Origin of the sequence: Bacillus sp. AY3-1 (assembly GCF_008368785.1) — a bacterium.
GTDB classification, from domain to species: Bacteria; Bacillota; Bacilli; order Bacillales; family Bacillaceae_G; genus Bacillus_A; species Bacillus_A wiedmannii.
Genome location: NZ_QORZ01000041.1, coordinates 1 through 673 on the forward strand (window position 1 = coordinate 1; position 673 = coordinate 673).

At 37.9% G+C, this 673-nt stretch carries 1 protein-coding gene; it reads right to left on the minus strand.

Annotated features, from left to right (window positions below; all coding sequences use genetic code 11):
- A partial coding sequence (locus DN389_RS27925; RefSeq protein WP_149237839.1) for a collagen-like repeat preface domain-containing protein occupies nucleotides 1-557 on the minus strand: 557 nt, incomplete at its 3' end.
- Nucleotides 558-673 lie beyond the last annotated feature (116 nt).

The window sequence follows — 673 nt, forward strand, 5'->3', positions numbered from 1 at the left end:
GCGCCCGTGTTACCTTGAGGCCCAGTGGCACCGGTAGCACCAGTAGCGCCAGTAGCGCCTGCTGGCCCAGTAGGCCCGGTAGGTCCTTTAATGAATGAAGCAGAATTAACTAGAGCGGTTTGTAATGCTGCTATTAATTTAAGAAGCTCTTGAAGTGTGCAAGGGTCGATTCGGAATAGTTTTGTAATGTATGGTAAATAATTAATTAGATTTTGAAGCTCGATAAATACAGCGCTTGCTACGAAGGTTGGATTGTTTAATATAGTTATTAAGTTTTTAATAATAGCTAACCCTTGTGCTTTCAGGGAGGAAGTAGCGTCTAGTGAACAAATAAATTTACTTAGTAGGTTCAATGTATCGATTAGATCTTCAATGTTTTGAGGAGATGGATTTGCGAAAAGTTTTGGGATTATTTTTGTTAAATCAATAATGATTGCACGGAATGTTCTAAGTTGTACCTTAGTAACTGGGATTGATGGGGTATTTGGGATTCGTCCGGCGCTACTTGGAAAGCATGGTTTGGAGAATTTGTTCTGACTGTCGTTAAAATGAGACATTAAATCTCTCCTTTCTCATGAGGATATGAACGAAACTCATCATAGTAGATGCAAAAATTAGTTAAATGGTCATAGTAAAATCGTTTGTTTAAAGAAAAAATAGAAAAAACGCCTTA